Source organism: Acidaminobacter sp. JC074 (assembly GCF_022496765.1).
Lineage (GTDB): Bacteria > Bacillota > Clostridia > Peptostreptococcales > Acidaminobacteraceae > JABXKX01.
In genome coordinates this window covers 1-2,680 of the sequence record NZ_VANV01000054.1, presented here as the reverse complement: position 1 = coordinate 2,680, position 2,680 = coordinate 1, and the positions used below count along the sequence as shown (strand labels likewise).

The following is a 2,680-nucleotide window of genomic DNA, read 5'->3' as shown; positions in this document are numbered from 1 at the left end:
GTAAACGGTCAATCATACGTACCTAGAATGAAATAACCGGATATGCATTTGTATGCAAATCCGGTTATCATTTAGTCAGCTTTCTTTTTGCAAATATCAGGTAACTTATCTGACCATGGTAATAGATCATCAAGTTTTTCTAAGTCATTCATAGATTCTAACTTAGGTATTTCTGTTAATAGATGTTTGAAATATTCATATGGTTTAAGTTTATTAGCCTTGGCCGTTTCAGCAATGCTATACGCGATAGCACTTGCTTGTGCACCATATATAGTATCAATCAGTTGCCAGTTCTTTTTACCAATTACAAATCCTCTTATAACCGATTCGGTTGCGTTATTATCCAAAGGAACATCACCGAAGTTTATAAAGACCTTCAGATACTCCTCTTGGTTTATACAGTATTTTAATCCACTGTGTGTTGCTGATTTCTCAGGTACTTCACTAATGATTTCTTTTGCCCACGCAAAGAATGCCTCCACTTGAGGTTTGACAATCAGTACACGTTGTTTTGAGCGATCTTCAAATGACGTATATGAAAGTTCGTTATCCAGTTTATATATGGTTGCAATTTGTCGTAACGCATCATAGGCTACAGTTCCTTTTGCTTTCTCTTTACCAATGGCTTTCACAATCTCTGCAAACTTTCGTCTTGCGTGGCTCCAGCAACCTGCAACCTTAAGATTTTCCTGGTTCTTTGCCATAGTATGATAAACCTGATAACCATCTGTTACAAGAATGCCTGAATAACCTTTTAAAAACTCTCTAGGGTGTTCAGCTTTTCTAGTCTTTTGGTAATCATAGAGAATAATAGGCTTCTCACCATAAAGCTTACCTGTTCGATAAACCCACATATAACTTTTGCTACCTGCTTTACGACCATCCTTACTGACTTCGACAGTTGTTTCATCTGCTTGCAAAACAGGATGCTCGAGCAAATGTGTTTGTAATTTATCGTAGAGTAGTGATAGGTAACGTTCGCTGCATTTAATCGTCCAATTAGCCATGTTTTGTCTAGATATATTTATATCGTGTCTTTTAAACTCTTGTTCAAGGCGATATAGTGGCAATGCATTTACATATTTGCTGTTATAAATAGCAGCTTGAAGCGATGGTGTAACAATACTATTTCGTAGTAAATCTACACCGCGATCAGCACGTATTATTGGTTGTTCATCTGTACCACAATAAACTGCTACTCGATGTTCTTCAACTTCGAATCTAGCAGGATGAAAAGCTAAACGCTTATAGACTTCATCTGGCAATCTACGCCATTTATTCCCGTATACTTTTTTTAGTTCTTTTTCATTAATTTCGTGAGTGATAACCTTAATTGGAAGCCCTTGAAGATCTGCTTCACGCTTGCCTTTGACTTTCTTCTTTTTCTTAAGCTTAACGCATGCATCCAGTAAATCAGGTTCATCAACGTCATGTGTATCATTAATAAACTCAGCTTCATTAAAGCAAAGTTCCATTTGTCCATCTAATTCTATTTTTTCGCTAGATCTACCAAATTGTCTTTGATTAGCTAAAACAAGTTGTTCCATTAAAAGGTCCATTTTCTTGCTTAATTGCGTCATTTGCTCTTGCTGTTCTTCACTTGTTTTTCTTAATGATTCGGTAATCTCTTGTAAAGAAAGGTACATCGAAACTAATGTATCTTTCTTTAACTCGCTTAAATGTTTCTCAGTATAGTTAGTATTCATAGCATCACTTTATCATAGTAAATGAAGGGTGTATATAGTTTTTACCTAAAAAAATAAATCTGTGGAACAATTGAAATTTCAACGATTTCGTCCACAGATTGTTATATAGTTATCCACTAAATTGTACGTTTTGGATAAGACTTTTTTACTAATTTTTTTGGATCAACAGTTAAACCTTCAGTTAACCATCGAAACTCTTGAAGACTTATTTTCCGAGCAGCTTCTTCAGTACGAGGCCATTGAAATTTTCCGTTTTCTAACCTCTTGTATAAAAGCAGAAAACCATCGCCCTCCCAGACGAGTCCTTTAATTCTATCTGTTCGTCTACCACAAAATAGAAACAGAATGTTTTGGAAAGGATTTAACTCAAACTTCTGCTGAATAATTGTACTAAGACCATCAATTCCACGACGTAAATCAGTATAGCCACATACGATATAAATCTCATCAAAGCCGTTTGCCTCATTAAGCATGTTTCAGCTCCCTAATGACTTGCAAGACTAAATCGCTAGAGGCGTTAGAGTCAAACTCAACTCTCATGACATTAGTAGTAATGCTCAAAGAGCAATTCTTAGAATAAGAAGTTGTATCATTATCATTTGGTGTTTCTTGATCTGACAGCGTCTTCATCATCGGCACCAAGGTGTTTATCGGTTCCTCATGAGTGCTATTTTCTTCTAGAACTCCCTTTCTGATCTTCTTTAACCAATAATAATATGAGCCCTGGTTGAGATTATGCTGAAAACAATATTCTTTCACAGTTAGACCACTTGCATTACGCTCAGATATAATTTTCATCCATTGATCTTTACGTATTAGAGAAGTGGCTCTTCGTACATTCATAAAAAGTACCTCCTCGATAAACTTGAGTTACTCAAAAAACTCTAAACAGTTTTTCGAGCTTACTATTACTTATTATCAAGAATATCAGTTATACTATTTTTTAAAAAGGTACGCATGATTAACCGTTTACA

At 35.4% G+C, this 2,680-nt stretch carries 3 protein-coding genes; all 3 read right to left on the bottom strand.

All coding sequences use genetic code 11. The features are described from left to right. Window positions 1–71: 71 nt before the first annotated feature. The 3 genes from EZV73_RS28140 to EZV73_RS28130 all read right to left on the bottom strand — a co-directional run bounded on the left by EZV73_RS28140 (window position 72) and on the right by EZV73_RS28130 (window position 2,549). On the bottom strand, window positions 72–1,706 hold the full coding sequence (locus EZV73_RS28140; RefSeq protein ID WP_240843917.1) for an IS66 family transposase: 1,635 nt from the start codon (window positions 1,704–1,706) through the stop codon (window positions 72–74). Between the two features lie 116 nt (window positions 1,707–1,822). Continuing rightward, a complete protein-coding gene (gene tnpB, locus EZV73_RS28135) occupies window positions 1,823–2,179 on the bottom strand; it encodes an IS66 family insertion sequence element accessory protein TnpB (RefSeq protein ID WP_240843916.1) in 357 nt (118 codons plus the stop codon). Next, window positions 2,172–2,549 carry a hypothetical protein gene (locus EZV73_RS28130; protein ID WP_240843915.1) on the bottom strand — a complete coding sequence of 126 codons (378 nt, stop codon included), beginning with the start codon at window positions 2,547–2,549 and terminating at the stop codon, window positions 2,172–2,174. Before EZV73_RS28130 ends, tnpB begins: the two co-directional genes overlap by 8 nt. Window positions 2,550–2,680: the final 131 nt, after the last annotated feature.